The sequence below is a fragment of the Nocardia tengchongensis genome, from assembly GCF_054781395.1.
Genome location: NZ_BAAGUM010000006.1, coordinates 1544037 through 1557151, shown reverse-complemented (window position 1 = coordinate 1557151; position 13115 = coordinate 1544037). Strand labels below are relative to the sequence as shown.

The 13115-nt window shown below is 70.3% G+C and carries 12 protein-coding genes; 8 read left to right on the top strand and 4 right to left on the bottom strand.

The window, feature by feature from the left end; all coding sequences use genetic code 11:
• Positions 1–70: 70 nt before the first annotated feature.
• On the top strand, positions 71–1588 hold the full coding sequence (locus ACYVKL_RS18100; RefSeq protein WP_379164795.1) for an ATP-dependent DNA ligase: 1518 nt from the start codon (positions 71–73) through the stop codon (positions 1586–1588).
• Positions 1589–1989: 401 nt separating this feature from the next.
• Here ACYVKL_RS18100 and ACYVKL_RS18095 read toward each other — a convergent pair whose 3' ends face one another.
• Positions 1990–2436: a DUF4254 domain-containing protein gene (locus ACYVKL_RS18095; protein WP_379164793.1), complete on the bottom strand. Its 447-nt coding sequence runs from the start codon at positions 2434–2436 to the stop codon at positions 1990–1992.
• Between the two features lie 74 nt (positions 2437–2510).
• On the opposite strand from ACYVKL_RS18095, the gene ACYVKL_RS18090 reads away from it, so the two are divergent.
• From ACYVKL_RS18090 to ACYVKL_RS18065, 6 genes are all read left to right on the top strand, one after another.
• On the top strand, positions 2511–3476 hold the full coding sequence (locus ACYVKL_RS18090; RefSeq protein WP_379164791.1) for a hexose kinase: 966 nt from the start codon (positions 2511–2513) through the stop codon (positions 3474–3476).
• Between the two features lie 217 nt (positions 3477–3693).
• Positions 3694–4047 (top strand): hypothetical protein, encoded by a 354-nt coding sequence (locus ACYVKL_RS18085; RefSeq protein ID WP_379164789.1) that lies wholly within the window; start codon positions 3694–3696, stop codon positions 4045–4047.
• Positions 4048–4145: 98 nt separating this feature from the next.
• On the top strand, positions 4146–4949 hold the full coding sequence (locus tag ACYVKL_RS18080; protein WP_379164787.1) for an ABC transporter ATP-binding protein: 804 nt from the start codon (positions 4146–4148) through the stop codon (positions 4947–4949).
• The gene (locus ACYVKL_RS18075; RefSeq protein WP_379164785.1) at positions 4946–5698 is read left to right on the top strand and encodes an ABC transporter permease; all 753 of its coding nucleotides are present in this window, start codon (positions 4946–4948) and stop codon (positions 5696–5698) included. Before ACYVKL_RS18080 ends, ACYVKL_RS18075 begins: the two co-directional genes overlap by 4 nt.
• Positions 5699–5715: 17 nt before the next feature.
• Positions 5716–6522, top strand: a complete 807-nt coding sequence (locus ACYVKL_RS18070) for an ABC transporter permease (protein WP_379164783.1) — start codon at positions 5716–5718, stop codon at positions 6520–6522.
• 79 nt (positions 6523–6601) lie between these two features.
• Positions 6602–7702, top strand: a complete 1101-nt coding sequence (locus ACYVKL_RS18065) for an ABC transporter substrate-binding protein (protein WP_379164781.1) — start codon at positions 6602–6604, stop codon at positions 7700–7702.
• A gap of 1 nt (position 7703) precedes the next feature.
• Here ACYVKL_RS18065 and ACYVKL_RS18060 read toward each other — a convergent pair whose 3' ends face one another.
• The 3 genes from ACYVKL_RS18060 to ACYVKL_RS18050 form a co-directional block, all read right to left on the bottom strand.
• Complete coding sequence (locus tag ACYVKL_RS18060) at positions 7704–8729, bottom strand: XdhC family protein (protein ID WP_357190303.1); 1026 nt, start codon at positions 8727–8729, stop codon at positions 7704–7706.
• Positions 8730–8742: 13 nt separating this feature from the next.
• Positions 8743–9450: a nucleotidyltransferase family protein gene (locus tag ACYVKL_RS18055; protein ID WP_379165777.1), complete on the bottom strand. Its 708-nt coding sequence runs from the start codon at positions 9448–9450 to the stop codon at positions 8743–8745.
• A 327-nt stretch (positions 9451–9777) separates the two neighbouring features.
• Entirely contained in the window at positions 9778–12405 is a 2628-nt protein-coding gene (locus ACYVKL_RS18050; RefSeq protein WP_379164778.1) for a tetratricopeptide repeat protein, read from the bottom strand.
• A 281-nt stretch (positions 12406–12686) separates the two neighbouring features.
• Between ACYVKL_RS18050 and ACYVKL_RS18045 the strand changes: the two genes are divergently transcribed.
• On the top strand, positions 12687–13100 hold the full coding sequence (locus tag ACYVKL_RS18045) for a hypothetical protein (RefSeq protein WP_357190309.1): 414 nt from the start codon (positions 12687–12689) through the stop codon (positions 13098–13100).
• Positions 13101–13115 lie beyond the last annotated feature (15 nt).

Sequence of the window (13115 nt, the reverse complement as noted above, 5' to 3'; positions counted from 1 at the left end):
ATGGCAGAATTAGCAAACCCGCTGAGCCGTGCGTCACACCGATGTCGGTGCGCCCGGCTACCGTCGGGAAATGCTCTTGTCCGAGGTGGTCGAAGCGTCAGCCGGGGTACGGGCGACATCGTCGCGCAAAAACAAGATCAATATCCTTGCCGAGCTGCTGAAACACGCCGAACCACAGGAATTGGCGCAGGTCGTGGCCTGGCTGTCGGGAGAGCTCATCCAGGGCCGGATCGGCACCGGATGGCGGACGCTGACCGCGCTCGAGGTGGTATCCACAGGATCGCCCGGCCTGACCGTGGAAACTGTGGACAACTTTTTCGACCAGCTCGCCGGAGTCGGCGGCAGCGGGTCGGCCGCGCGGCGGCAGGAATTGCTGGCCGACCTGTTCGGGGCCGCGACCGGCGCCGAACACGATTTCCTGATCCGCCTGCTGACCGGGGAGATGCGGCAGGGCGCCCTCACCGCCATCGTCGCCGAGGCCGTGGCCGCCGCCTACGACGTGCCGATCGCCGCGGTCCGGCGGGCGCACATGCTGTCCGGGCGACTGCCGGTCACCGCGGTCGCGGCCCGCACCGGCGGGGCAGCGGCGCTGGCCGCGTTCCGGCTCGAGCTCGGGCGGCCCGTCCAGCCCATGCTGGCCTCGCCCGGCGCCACCCTCGAGGAAGCGGTCGCCGAATTCGACGGGCAGGTCAGCGTCGAGCACAAGATGGACGGCGCCCGCATTCAGGTGCATCGCGACGGCGACAGCGTGTGGGTGTTCACCCGTACCCTGCGTGACATCACCGCGAGCGTGCCCGAATTGGTGGAACTGGTCCGGAAATTGGACTGCACCAGCGTGGTGCTCGACGGCGAGACCCTGGCGCTCGAGGATTCCGGCCGGCCCCGCCCGTTCCAGGAGACCATGAGCCGCTTCGGCGCGACCGTCGCCCAGGAACTGCTGCTGCACCCCTACTTCTTCGACTGCCTGCACCTGAACGGTGACGACCTGCTCGACGTTCCGCTGCGGGATCGCCGGCGCGCGCTCGGCGAGGTGGCCGGGGGCCTGGCCATCCCGGCGCTCATCGCCCCCGATCCCGAGGCCGCCGCCGAATACTTCGACGGCGCGCTCGCCGCCGGCCACGAGGGCATCATGATCAAATCCCTCGACGCGCCCTACGCCGCGGGCCGTCGCGGCCGCGCCTGGCAGAAGATCAAACCCACCCACACCCTCGACCTGGTCGTACTCGGCGCGGAATGGGGCTACGGCCGCCGCACCGGTTACCTGTCCAATCTGCATCTGGGCGCGCGGGATCCGGACGGCGGCCCGCCGATCATGGTCGGCAAGACCTTCAAGGGCCTCACCGACGCCCTGTTGCAGTGGCAGACCAGCGAATTCCCCCGCCACGAACGCGACCGCGACGCGGGCACGATGTACCTGCATCCGGAACTGGTGGTCGAGATCGCCCTCGACGGCGTCCAGACCAGCCCCCGCTACCCCGGCGGCGTCGCCCTCCGCTTCGCCCGCGTCGTCCGCTACCGCCCCGACAAGGAACCGCACCAGGCCGACACCATCGACACCATCCGCGCCCTGCTGCCCGGGGCGAAGTAGCGGTCACGGGCGACCGAATGCCGCGGGGGCGCGGGGAGAAGCCCCCGACTACCCAGGTGCGTGGGAACGGCCCCCGACTACCCCGGGGGTGCTGGGGGCGGAGCCCCCAACTGGCCCTGGGGGTTCGGGGGCGAAGCCCCTGAGAGCCCCGAGAGTTGGCCCCCCCTCACAGCCGATTCACAGCTGGAAAAGGGCACGTTCCGAGATTCGTCACGCAGGATTCAGGTGTCGAACTTCGGCGGATGGTTGTCAGGTGACGGGTTGCAGGGAACTGCCACCGCATCTCCCACGCGGATTCCCCTGTGGCCCGTGCTCTCCGCCGGGATCGACGGTGGATTGCGCATGGTCCACCTCGGTGGCCGGTGGTGCCCCGCCCCCTCGCCGGGCACCGCCGGCCGCGGTCACTCGTAGTCGTGGGTCCCGGTCAGATTCGGCAGTCTGCGGCGGCCCGCCGCCAGTTCGCCCGCGAGATCCTCGTAGGCGATGGCCAATTCGGTGAGCCGCCCGGCGGCGTCCTGCACGGCGGCGTCGGGTGACATGGCCAGGGTCAGGTAGGCCAGTGCGGAGAACTGGGCGAGCCGATCCACCACCGTCCCCACGGTCTCGGTGTGCAGGTGCGCGTCGCGGGCGGCCTTGGGCATCTCGGCCGCGACCCAGCAGTCGATGTCGTGCACCAGGCGGGCCCGGTCGTGGTCGATCCGGTCGAGGCCGCGTGCCGTGGTGAGTCTCCGCTCGTGCAGGTCCGCCAGTAAGCCGGCGCAACGCAGCACCGGGTGATCGTCGGGGGGCAGGCCGCGGCAGGCCTGCAGCAAAAGGTGTTTCGGCGGGAGCGGATGCACGGCCGACATCCTGCCCCTCCAATGTCTCCGAACGGCAACGACATTCGGTGCCACATTGCCCTCCAGGGGTTGCATCCGGTGCCGTGACGTGCCGTGATGGTGGGGTGATCGTCACCGTGACCATGAACCCCGCCTACGACATGACCTACCGGGTGGAGCATTTCGAGCGCGGTCGCGCGCATCGGGTGCGCTCGGTGGACCAGCGGCTGGGCGGGCGCGGCATCAATGTCACGCGGGTGCTCAACCAGCTCGGCAAGTACGCGCGGGCCACCGGCTTCTCCGATCACTCCTTCGCGGCCGCCGCGGAACTGGAGATGCCGGTCGACTTCGTGCACGCGCTGCCCTGGGTGCGGCGCACGGTGGTGATCAGCGAATCCGACGACGGCACCGCGACCGCGCTGTGGGAGCCGGGGCCGCGGGTCACCGAACCGCGGGCGGTGGACCAATTGCGGGTGCGGGTGGCGGGCATGATGTCCGACATGAGCGGCCTGGTCATCTCCGGGTCGTTGCCCGGCGGCGTCAGCGCGGGCCTGCCCGCCGAGCTGGCCCGCACCGCCATCGCCCGCGGCATACCCACGATCTGCGATTGCGACGGCCAGACCCTGGAACTGGCGGCGCGGGTGCCGGGCATCGTGCTCACGCCCAATGTCGAGGAGCTGGAACGACTCACAGGCCGCCCGGCGGGCACCATCGCGGAGATCCTGGCCGCCGTGGATCCGCTCATCGCCGACGGTGTGGGCGCGGTGGTGGTGACCCGCGGCGGCGCGGGCCTGGTGGCGGTGACCCCGACCCGGGCCTGGACGGCCGCGCTGCCGAAGCCGCTGGCGGGCAACCCGACCGGGGCCGGGGACGCGGCGGTGGCGGCCATCATCGCCGCGCTGGCCGTCGACGCCGCCCCGGACTGGCCGGTCCTGCTCGCCGACGCCGTCGCCACCTCGGCTGCCGCCGTGGTGATCCCGGTCGCCGGCGAGATCGACCGAGCGCTGCGAGACCGGTTGCTGCCCACCGTGCGAGTGCGCGAACTCGAGTCGGTGGCCGCCCGCCCCTGAGTCCACGTCCGGCCTGAGTACACGAGCCGTCCGATGCGCGGCGCGGTCCGAGCGCTGCCTGGTTCGGGCGCGCGGCCAGGGGTGGGTGGTGGCCCGGTGCGGAAACAGACCGGCGGCGTGGTGGCCGGGCTGGGGGAACGCTCGGGGTTACGTTGGGGGAGTGTCGGACCTGGAGACTCAACCCGATCGAGGGTCGGGTGTCGGGAATGGTTATCGGATGCCGCGGCTGGTGCGCGCGGCGCAGGTGCTGGCGCTGGGCATGGGCGGGCTGGGCCTGGCGTGCGTAGCGTCTTCGGGCTGGCTGCTGGGCTCGCGGGCCGCCATCGCGACCGCGGTGCCGTTCGTGCCGGCACTGCTGCTCGCGCTGATCGCCCTCACCTTCAATTCCGAGGGCCAGTCGATCCGGATCGGCGCGATTCTGGTGGCGGTCCTGAACATGTTGTGGACGGTGCCGTCGATCATCGACGGGCGGCCGCCCGGTCCGCTGGGACCTTTGGTGTCGCTGGCGGTGATCGTGCTGCTGTTCCGCCGCGAGGCGCGCGACTGGTTCGAGCCGCCGAGCCTGTGGTGAGCGCCCGGGCCGCAGCACGCCCGCAGGCGTAACAAGTCGGTCATCTCCTCTGTTCATTCGCAATCCGCCCGCAATTGCGGGCCCTTACCGTGAGCCCTATGAGTTCGGAAGTGGCCGCGGGGACGGGCATTCACATCAGCGGGCTGAGCAAGACCTTCCGCGCGGGGCGGCGGCTGGTGCCCGCCCTGGACGCGGTGGATCTGCACACCGAGCAGGGCGCCTTCCTGTCGCTGCTCGGGCCCTCGGGCTGCGGCAAGTCCACCATCCTGCGCATCCTCGCGGATCTGGAGACGCCGACGGCGGGGACCGCGAAGATCAACGGCGAGACCCCCGCCGAGCTGCGGCGCCGCCACCAGTTCGGCATCGCCTTCCAGGATTCGGCGCTGTTGCCCTGGCGCAGTGTGGAATCCAATATCAAGCTGCCGCTGCAGGTGGCGGGGCTGCCGGTGGACAAGGAGCTGATCGCGGACCTGATCGCGCTGGTCGGCCTGGACGGTTTCGAGAAGAGCAAACCCGCGCAGCTGTCCGGCGGTATGCGGCAACGGGTTTCGATCGCCCGCGCGCTGGTGGTGAAGCCGAGCATCCTGCTGCTCGACGAACCCTTCGGCGCGCTCGACGACATGACCCGGCAGCGGCTGAACCTGGAACTGCTGCGCATCTGGACCGAGAAGCCCGCCACCACCCTGATGGTCACCCACGGCATCGCCGAGGCCGTCTTCCTGTCCGACGTGGTGGCGGTGATGAGCCCGCGGCCCGGGCGGGTGGTGGAACTGGTCGAGATCGACCTGCCGCGCCCGCGCACGCCGGAGATGATGCGCACCCCCGAATTCCACAAGCTGCACGACTACCTGTCGGAGCTGCTGTTCGGGCGCAGCGGACACGGCGGGGTGGTGACGGAATGACCCGCGTATCCCGGATGGGTGGCGCGGCGGGCATTCTCATCCTGCTGGCGCTGTGGACCCTGCTGGCCGAACTGCGCGTCGCGGGCGGCACCGTGCCCAGTCCGTGGACCGTGGTCCACACCATGTACACCGACGGCTGGGCGCTCTACGGCCCCAACTTCCGGATCACGGCCTGGGGTGCGCTGCAAGGCTTCGCGTGGGGCAACGGGCTCGCCATCGCGCTCGCGGTGCTGGTGGTGCTGATCCCGCCGATCGAAATGCTGGTCACCCAGCTGGCGATCCTCAGCTATTGCACGCCGCTGCTGGCGTTGGGGCCGATCATCCTGGTGGTGTTCGGCGGCCGCACGCCCACGGTGTTCCTGGCCGCCATGTACTGCTTCTTCACCACCATGGTCGGCACGGTGTCGGGCCTGCGGTCGGCGGACCGCACCGGCCTGGATCTGGTGCGGGCCTACGGGGGCGGCCGCTGGCAGCGGCTGTACCGGGTGCAGCTGATCGCGGCGCTGCCGAACACCTTGGCCGCCTTGAAGATCGCCGCGCCGTCCGCGGTGCTGGGCGCCATCATCGGCGAATACCTGGGCGGCGTGGACAGCGGCATCGGGGTGGCGTTGACGGCCGCGCAGACCGCCTACAACGTGCCCCGCACCTGGGGGATGGCGTTGGCCGCGGCCGCGCTGGCCGGGCTCGGCTACGCGGTCGTGGCGCTGGTGGCGCGGATCGCGGTGCCGTGGACGCGAGCGGAGGCATGATGCGGGCGAGTACCGGCGTGACGAGAACCGTGAACGTGCTGCGGCCGATCGGCAGATTCCTGCTGCCGCTGCTGGTTTCGCTGATTCTGCTGGTGGCCCTGTGGTACGGCTTCCTGAAGCTGTACCCGCAGGTCGGGCTGGTCGGCAAGAGCCCGGGCGAGGTCTGGCACTACCTGGTCACCGGGCCCACCTCCGACACCGCCCGCCGCGCGATCTTCGGCGAACTGCGAATCACGCTGCGGGACGCCGTCATCGGGTTCGGTTCCGGGATGGGTGCGGCGCTGGCGGTGGCCGCGCTGTTCGTGGGCGTGCCCGCGGTGGCGCAGGCCTTCATGCCGGTAGCCATGCTGCTGCGGTCGGTGCCGCTGGTGGCGATCACCCCGATCATCGTGCTGGTCTTGGGCCGCGGCGTGCTGGGTGTCACGGTGATGGCCGCCATCGTGGTGTTCTTCCCGGCGCTGGTGATGATCATGACCGGCTTGCGGTCCGCGCCCCGGCAGGCCACCGAACTCGTGGTGGCCTACGGGGGTTCGCATTGGACGGCCCTGCGGATGGTGGCCTTGCCCGCCGCGCTGCCCTCGGTGTTCGCGGCGGCTCGAATCTCGGTGCCGGGCGCGCTGATCGGCGCACTGCTCGGCGAATGGCTGGGCAGTGGAACAGGTTTGGGCGCGGGACTGATCCGTGCCATCCCCACCTTCCAGTACAACCGGCTGTGGGCTTCGATCGCGCTGGTGACGGTGGTGTCGGTGGTCGCTTACGCGGTGGTCGGCGTGCTGGAGAATCTGGTGCTGGCGCGCTTCTCGCCGCGGGCCGGACGGGATTGAGCACACGAGTTAACGCGCCGCATACAAATACCTCGGTCAAAGCAAAAAATCGGAAATCGAAACGGCCTACATTCGCGGCATGAGTGGTTTGTTCCGGCCGGTTCCGGCCCCGCAGTTGTCCATGGGTCGTCGATCCTTCTTCCGCTACGCCGGGCTGGCCGGTGCGGCGGTGAGCGGGGCCGGCCTGCTCGCCGCCTGCGGAAAGGACTCGTCGGGCGGCGGGAACGGCAGTGTCGCCGACGGTTCCAAATTCGGGACCGTGGCGGTGCAGTTGTCCTGGCTGAAGAACATCGAATTCGCGGGCGAGTATTTCGCCGACTCCAAGGGCTATTTCAAGGACGCCGGATTCGGGTCGGTGAATCTGATCGCGGGCGGCGCGGCCAGCACCTCGGTGGAGGCGGGGCTCGGCACCGGCAAGATCTGGATCGGCCTGTCCGCCCCGCAGACCACCGCGCCCGCCATCCTGGAGGGTCTGCCCGCCAAGATCGTCGGCACCACCTATCAGAAGAACCCCTTCTGCATCGTGAGCTCGGCGGGCAAGCCGATCCGCAATCCGCAGGACATGAAGGGCCGCAAGATCGGTGTGCAGGACACCAATCAGCTCATCTTCAACGCCCTGCTCACCGCCAACGGTATGACACCGGCCGACGTGACCATCGTGCCCGCGCAATACGATCCGACGCCGCTGGCCAACGGCGAGGTGGACGGCTGGGTCAGCTACGCCACCAACGAGCCGATCACCTTGGCGTCCAAGGGTTTCCAGAACTTCAACTTCCTGTTCGCCGACTACGGGCTGCCGCTGGTCGCGGAAACGCTGACCGTGCACCAGAAGACCATCGACTCCGAGCGCGACAAGCTCAAGGCATTCCTGATGGCCGAGGTCAAGGGCTGGAAGGACGCGGTCGCCAATTCCAGCGAGGCCGCGCGCCTGGCCGTCGAGGTGTACGGCAAGGATCAGCGGCTGGACCTGCGCGAGCAGGGCATGGAGGCGATGGCGCAGAACGGGCTGGTGGTCTCGGCCGACACCAAGGCCAACGGCCTGCTCACCATGACCGACGACCTGATCGCGCAGAACATCGCCGCGCTGGGCAAGGCCAAGATCGATATCAAAGCGGACAAGCTGTTCGACCTGTCGGTGCTCAAAGAGGTCTTTGCCGAGCACCCGGAGTTGAAGCAGTAGTTCAGCGGGCCATGTGCACGTGCCGCCGCCCCGCGCCCGGGGAGGTGGACAGCGGCTCGGCCGAGGTGCCGTTGCGAACCGCCAGCAGTTCCGCGGCGATCGAGACGGCGGTCTCGGCCGGGGTGCGCGCACCCACGTCCAGACCGGCCGGCGAATGCAGGCGGGACAGGGTTTCGTCGCTGAAGCCACCCGCCTGCAGGGCCTCCAGCCGATGCCCGTGCGACGCCGGGGTACCCAGGGCGGCCAGGTACCCCAGCTCGGGTAGTCGCAAAGCCACGGTGAGCAAAGGGATTTCGAACTTCGGGTCGTGCGAGAGCACCACCATGGCGGTATTGCCGTCGATCTCACCGGCGGAGGCCAGGGTGTTGAGGTAGCGGTGCGGCCAGTCGACCACCACCTCGCAGCCCGGATAGGCCGTCGCGTTGGCGAAGGTCGGGCGCGCGTCGACGATGGTGATCCGATAGCCGAGCAGCCGGGCCTGGGTGGCCAGCGCGCTCGCGAAAGCGTTGGCCCCCACCAGAATCAGATGCGGCGGGCGGGCGAACGAGGACACGAACACGTCGGAGTCGGGGAGCGAGACCAGCTCGGTGCCGTGCTTGCGATCGGTGATGAGGTGCTGCCCGATCACGTCCGGGTCGGAATGCCACACCACGGTGAACAGGGTGACCTGACGCTGGGCCTCGATATCCGCGGCGATGTCCGGGAACTCCGGAAAATGCCTGCGCGAGAACGGCTCTGTGAACACGTCCAGGGTGCCGACGCAGTCCATCTGGGCGTCCAGCCCGCTGCCCGGGCCGAACCGCTGCAGGCCGCGCCGCCCGGTGCGCGCCGACTCGGCGGCGGCCTCGTACGCGGCGGCCTCGGCGCAGCCCGCCGAGATGGATCCGAAGGCCCGGCCGTCGGCGTCCACCACCATGGCCGATCCGATCGGCACCGGCGTGGCGCCCTGTGCCCGAACGAGAGTGGCCAGTCCTCCGGTCCGCCCGCTGTGCCATACCCGAAGAAGGTCGTCGATGATTTCCCGCATCACATGCTCCCGCTCACAGTGCGCTGCCCGCCGGATAATCCCGATCGATCCCCGTAGCGAGGTCGTCGCACGTGACGCACACCATATCCGCTCGTTGTCGTAAATAAGTGCCTGCCCCCGAATTTCCCTCCGCGCTCGCGCGGACCCCCGCCCAGTGCTGCCGCCCCAGCACCACCGGATGCCCCGGGGTGGACCCGAAGAACGCCCGCGCCAGCCCGCTCTCGCTCGCCCGCGCCGCCGCGATCACCCGTGCCACCACCTCGGGCCCGACGTCGGGGGTGTCCACCGGCATGATGGCCACGAACTCCGCGGGGGAGCGGTTCGCGTCGTCGCCGACAGTCCGCGCATCGGAATTCCCCGGCAAGGCATTCCCTGCCACGGCAGTCCGCACCGCAGCATTCGGATCCACTGTGCGACTGGCGGTTTCGGATGTCGGCGGGGCCATCGTCGGGTTCGCGCCGATGCCCGGCGCGGCCGCGGCCGCCAGCCCCGCCCGGGTGGAGGCGCTCAATCCTTCGTCCCAATCCGACGCCCAAATCGGTTGCACGCCTACGGGAATGGCGATGCCCGAGGTTTGCGACACCAGCCAGCCGCCGTTCGCTGCCTGGTACGCCGGCCCGGTCGCGCCGAGCACCACGAAGATCCGCTCGCACCCGCCGGCCCGCAGCGCCGTCACCGCCCCGCGCAGCCACGCACCACCCTCGGCCAGCACTTTCGGCATGCCATATCGCCGACCGGCACCGGCCGCGAGCAGAATTCCATCGCAGCGTTCGGGACTCACGCGAGCAGGGTAATCCCGTCCGCGCAGGTTCGCTGGCCAAGCGACCAGAAGGATAGCCCGACCGGCCGACCGCACATTGCCCGCCGAGCAGCGGTGCGCGAAGCGGTGCGAACCCCGAGAACCGCCGCCCGTTGTGCGCGAGCGCGCGACACGGCTTCGCTGTGCGGCGAGGCCGTGATCGCAGCGGCCGGAGGTGCCCGAGGGCGCGACTGCGGCCCCTGCGCGAACGCGGGCGCGCGATGGCGCGATCGCGGTCGTCGCGCCCACTCAGGCGCCGAGGGCTGTCAGCGTCTGCTGGACTTTCAGCAGGCGGGCGGGGTCGATGCCTTCGCAGAGGGTGCGGGCCTTCTCCAGGTAGACCTGGGCGAGGGCGGGGTTGTCGGCGCGGCGTTCGAGTTCGCCGAGCGCCCACCAGGCGGCGGCCTCACCGCCGGCGTCGGACATGCCGCGGGTGAGGGCGCGCGATTCCTCGTATTTGATGCGGGCGGCGTCGAATTCGCCGCGATTGCGGTGGATGTGGCCGAAGCCGCGCAGGGTGTCTATCTGGAGCAGGGTGTCGGGGATCTCCTTGCTGATCCGGTACGCCTCCTCGAACAGGGTCCAGGATTCGTCCAGGTCGCCGCGCAGGCCGGCGATGCCGCCCAGCCCCCAGACCGACCAGCCCTCGCAGTAGCGGTCGCCGATGCGCAGCGCGATGGCGTGCGCCCGGCGGTAGTACTCGTCACCCGCCGCGTACTGCTCGCTGAGCCGCTCGATATGGCCCAGTTCGCGCAGGGCATCGCATTCCAGGTGCGGGTCCCCGATCGAGTGCGCGATGCGCAACACCTGGCGCACCGCGGCGCGGGCCGCGTCGCGGCGATCCTGGTGGCGCAGCGCCGCGGCATGCCACAGCAGGGTGCGCGCGGTGCGGGCGTGGTCCCCGATCTCCTCGGCCAGCAGGCGAGCGTGTTCGTAACAGGCTGCGGCCCTGGCGTATTCGCGGACCGTGCGGAGCAGGTGGCCGAGCCCGTACCAGGCGTCGCATTCGGCGGTCCGGTCCCCGATGGCGTGATTGATCGTGGTGGCCAGCTCGAACATGGCGCGGCTCTCCGCGACATACCCGAGCGTGGCCAGCTGCCCGGCCAGCAGATCGGCGAATCGCGCGGTGTCCGAGGTCCGCTCGGCGGTCCGGGCACACGCGATCATGGTGCCCAGGCGTTCCTCGAACCACGGCCGGGCCTGCATGACGGCCATGTTCGGATTGCGGGAGTCGCGCCCCGCGTGCTGGTGCACGGTGTCGAACGGCCGCGGCTTGCCGATGGCGTGCGCCGTCTCCAGGTAGTGCCGCAGCAGCCGCCCCAGCGCCGCGCCGTGCTCCCCGGGCAGGCTCTCCGCGTCGGCGCGGCAGCGCGCGTACAGGTGCAGCAGATTGTGCATCCGATAGCGCTGATGCCCCGGCCGGCTGGCCAGCTGATCGATCATGCCGTCCTCGAAAACCCGCTGCAGCAGGCGTTTCGCCGCGGAATCCTCGGCCTGCGCCAGGGCCGCGAAGTCGTCGGAGGACACCGTGGCGCTCGGGAACCAGCCCAGCAGCCGCACCGCCCGCCGCGCCTCCTCGTCCCGCAGCCGCGCGTAGGACAGCGTGAAGGCGTCCCGGGTGGACTCGTCCTCGGCGGCGAACTTGTCGAGAATCAGCTCGGCCGGGCACAGTCCCGCGCGCGGATCGGTCGCGGGCAGGGTCACCAGCGTGGTCAACGTGTCCAGGTCGTCGCGCAGGTCCGCGAGCAGCCCCGGCGTCCGGCTGATCCGGCCTGCCACCAGGCGGATCGGCAGCGGCAGCCCGCCCGCCACCGCCACGATCCGGCGGGCCGCCCCGGAGTCGTAGCCGGGGCCCAGATTGCCCAGCGTGGCCAGCATCTCCTCGGCCTCGTCCAGGCCCAGCGGTTCCAACTCCAGCTGATTGACCCGCACCATGCCGGTCAGCGGCCGCCGGCTGGTGATCACCACGAAACAGCCCGCCGACCGCGGCAGCAGCGGCCGAATCTGCTTGCTCTCCAGCACATCGTCGAACACCACGATCAGCCGCCGACCGCCCGTCTCGCGCTGCCACAGTTGCAGCAACCGGCCCGGTTCGGCGTGCAGCGGCGCTTGCACGCCCAGCTGATTCAGCCCCGCCGCGAGCAAGCGCGCCCCCGCGTCCCGATCCTGGCCCTCCGCCCGCGCCTCCCGATCGTGGCTGCGCATGCTCAGCCACACCGCGCCGTCGGGGAAGCGGTCGGCGAACTTCGCGACCAGCTGCCGGGCGAACGCGGTCTTGCCGACCCCCGCGACCCCCGTGATCAGTTGCGCGCGTGAGTCACCCAGGAAATGCAGATCGACGCGGCGGCGCATCTCCTCCATCGCCCGCCGCCGCCCGACGAAGGTGACCGTGTCAACGGAGGGCACGTAGTGCAGCCCGGCCGCGGTCCGGTTCAGCCCCAGCCGTTCCCGCGCCGATTGATACGCCCGGCGATCACCCGGCGACAACTGTGCGAGGTCGTCGAGGTCGATCAGTCGATCCCAGGTGGTGTTGTACACCAGCGCGAGCAACTCCAGCGTGTGCAGCCCCGGCGCGCGATAGCCGTAGCCCTCCGGGGTGCGGGCGGGCCACTTCTCGATCTCGCAGAGCCGGCTGTTCTTCATGCGCGGCTCCCGGTGACCGTCCGGATCCACCAGGGGCGCAAGCTGATTGAACCGATCGGCGGCCTGCCGCTGATTGAGGCCGTTGGCCTTGCGCCAGGCCGTGCGCGGCCGCAGCCCGCGCCGCACCAGTTCCAGCGCCAGCGGCTCGATCAGCGTGGACTCGCTCAACCCGAGCGCCCGCAGCGAGCGGGCCAGCCGGGTGATCTCGGGCGCGGTCGCGTCGGACCCCGTCATCACAGGCCTCCTCGTCCGCCCGCCATTCCCCGGCAATCGATCACGGGACGTATTCACTTGGCGGACAGCTGTATTCGTTATCGACGGTAGCGAAGAAATCCGGGCCTGGGCGCGAAACAACCGCCGCCGCCCGGCGCTCCCGCCCAGGTCGAGGCCCCGGAAAGCCGGGAAGAAATCGACGTCGAACGAGGTAGCGGAGCCGCCGCCCCCGGCGGGTGTACTGAAATCATCGGGCGATGCCGGGACGGGCGGGGGTCCGAATCGAACGGAGGATCGGATCGATGGCAATTATCGAACTCGAGTGGCTGCTCACCTCGGACGTCGCCCACGAAGTGGCGTTCCGGGTCGACGTCCCCGAGCGGAACCGCGGGCAGTGGGTGCTGTCCTACCTGCCCACCACGCGGCGCCTGACCCGCGAACAAGCCCTGGCCGGCCTCGGCCTCGCCGAACTGATCCTGATCGGATTACGGAGTCCCGGAGGCGAATTCGACGCCGACATCGCCGCCCTGCACGCCGCGGTGATCGGACTCACCGTCACCGAGGCCATGTGCCTGCTCGCCCTGCGCGACACCGGCACACCGGACGGCGACGAGCCTCCCGAGGAGGACGAGACACCCGGGGCCGGGCGCGCCGTTCTGCTTCGGCCCCACCACAACCGGGGAATCGCCGGCGAGCTGAGGGGTGCTCGCCGGTAGCGCCGGAGACGGGTG

Coding starts and splice junctions, on each gene's coding strand:
- ACYVKL_RS18100 (WP_379164795.1), top strand. CDS start 71: ATGCTCTTGTCCGAGGTGGTCGAAGCGTCAGCCGGGGTACGGGCGACA.
- ACYVKL_RS18095 (WP_379164793.1), bottom strand. CDS start 2,436: ATGTCGGCCGTGCATCCGCTCCCGCCGAAACACCTTTTGCTGCAGGCC.
- ACYVKL_RS18085 (WP_379164789.1), top strand. CDS start 3,694: ATGCCGCGGCTGGTGCGCGCGGCGCAGGTGCTGGCGCTGGGCATGGGC.
- ACYVKL_RS18080 (WP_379164787.1), top strand. CDS start 4,146: ATGAGTTCGGAAGTGGCCGCGGGGACGGGCATTCACATCAGCGGGCTG.
- ACYVKL_RS18075 (WP_379164785.1), top strand. CDS start 4,946: ATGACCCGCGTATCCCGGATGGGTGGCGCGGCGGGCATTCTCATCCTG.
- ACYVKL_RS18065 (WP_379164781.1), top strand. CDS start 6,602: ATGAGTGGTTTGTTCCGGCCGGTTCCGGCCCCGCAGTTGTCCATGGGT.
- ACYVKL_RS18060 (WP_357190303.1), bottom strand. CDS start 8,729: ATGCGGGAAATCATCGACGACCTTCTTCGGGTATGGCACAGCGGGCGG.
- ACYVKL_RS18055 (WP_379165777.1), bottom strand. CDS start 9,450: ATGCCGAAAGTGCTGGCCGAGGGTGGTGCGTGGCTGCGCGGGGCGGTG.
- ACYVKL_RS18050 (WP_379164778.1), bottom strand. CDS start 12,405: ATGACGGGGTCCGACGCGACCGCGCCCGAGATCACCCGGCTGGCCCGC.
- ACYVKL_RS18045 (WP_357190309.1), top strand. CDS start 12,687: ATGGCAATTATCGAACTCGAGTGGCTGCTCACCTCGGACGTCGCCCAC.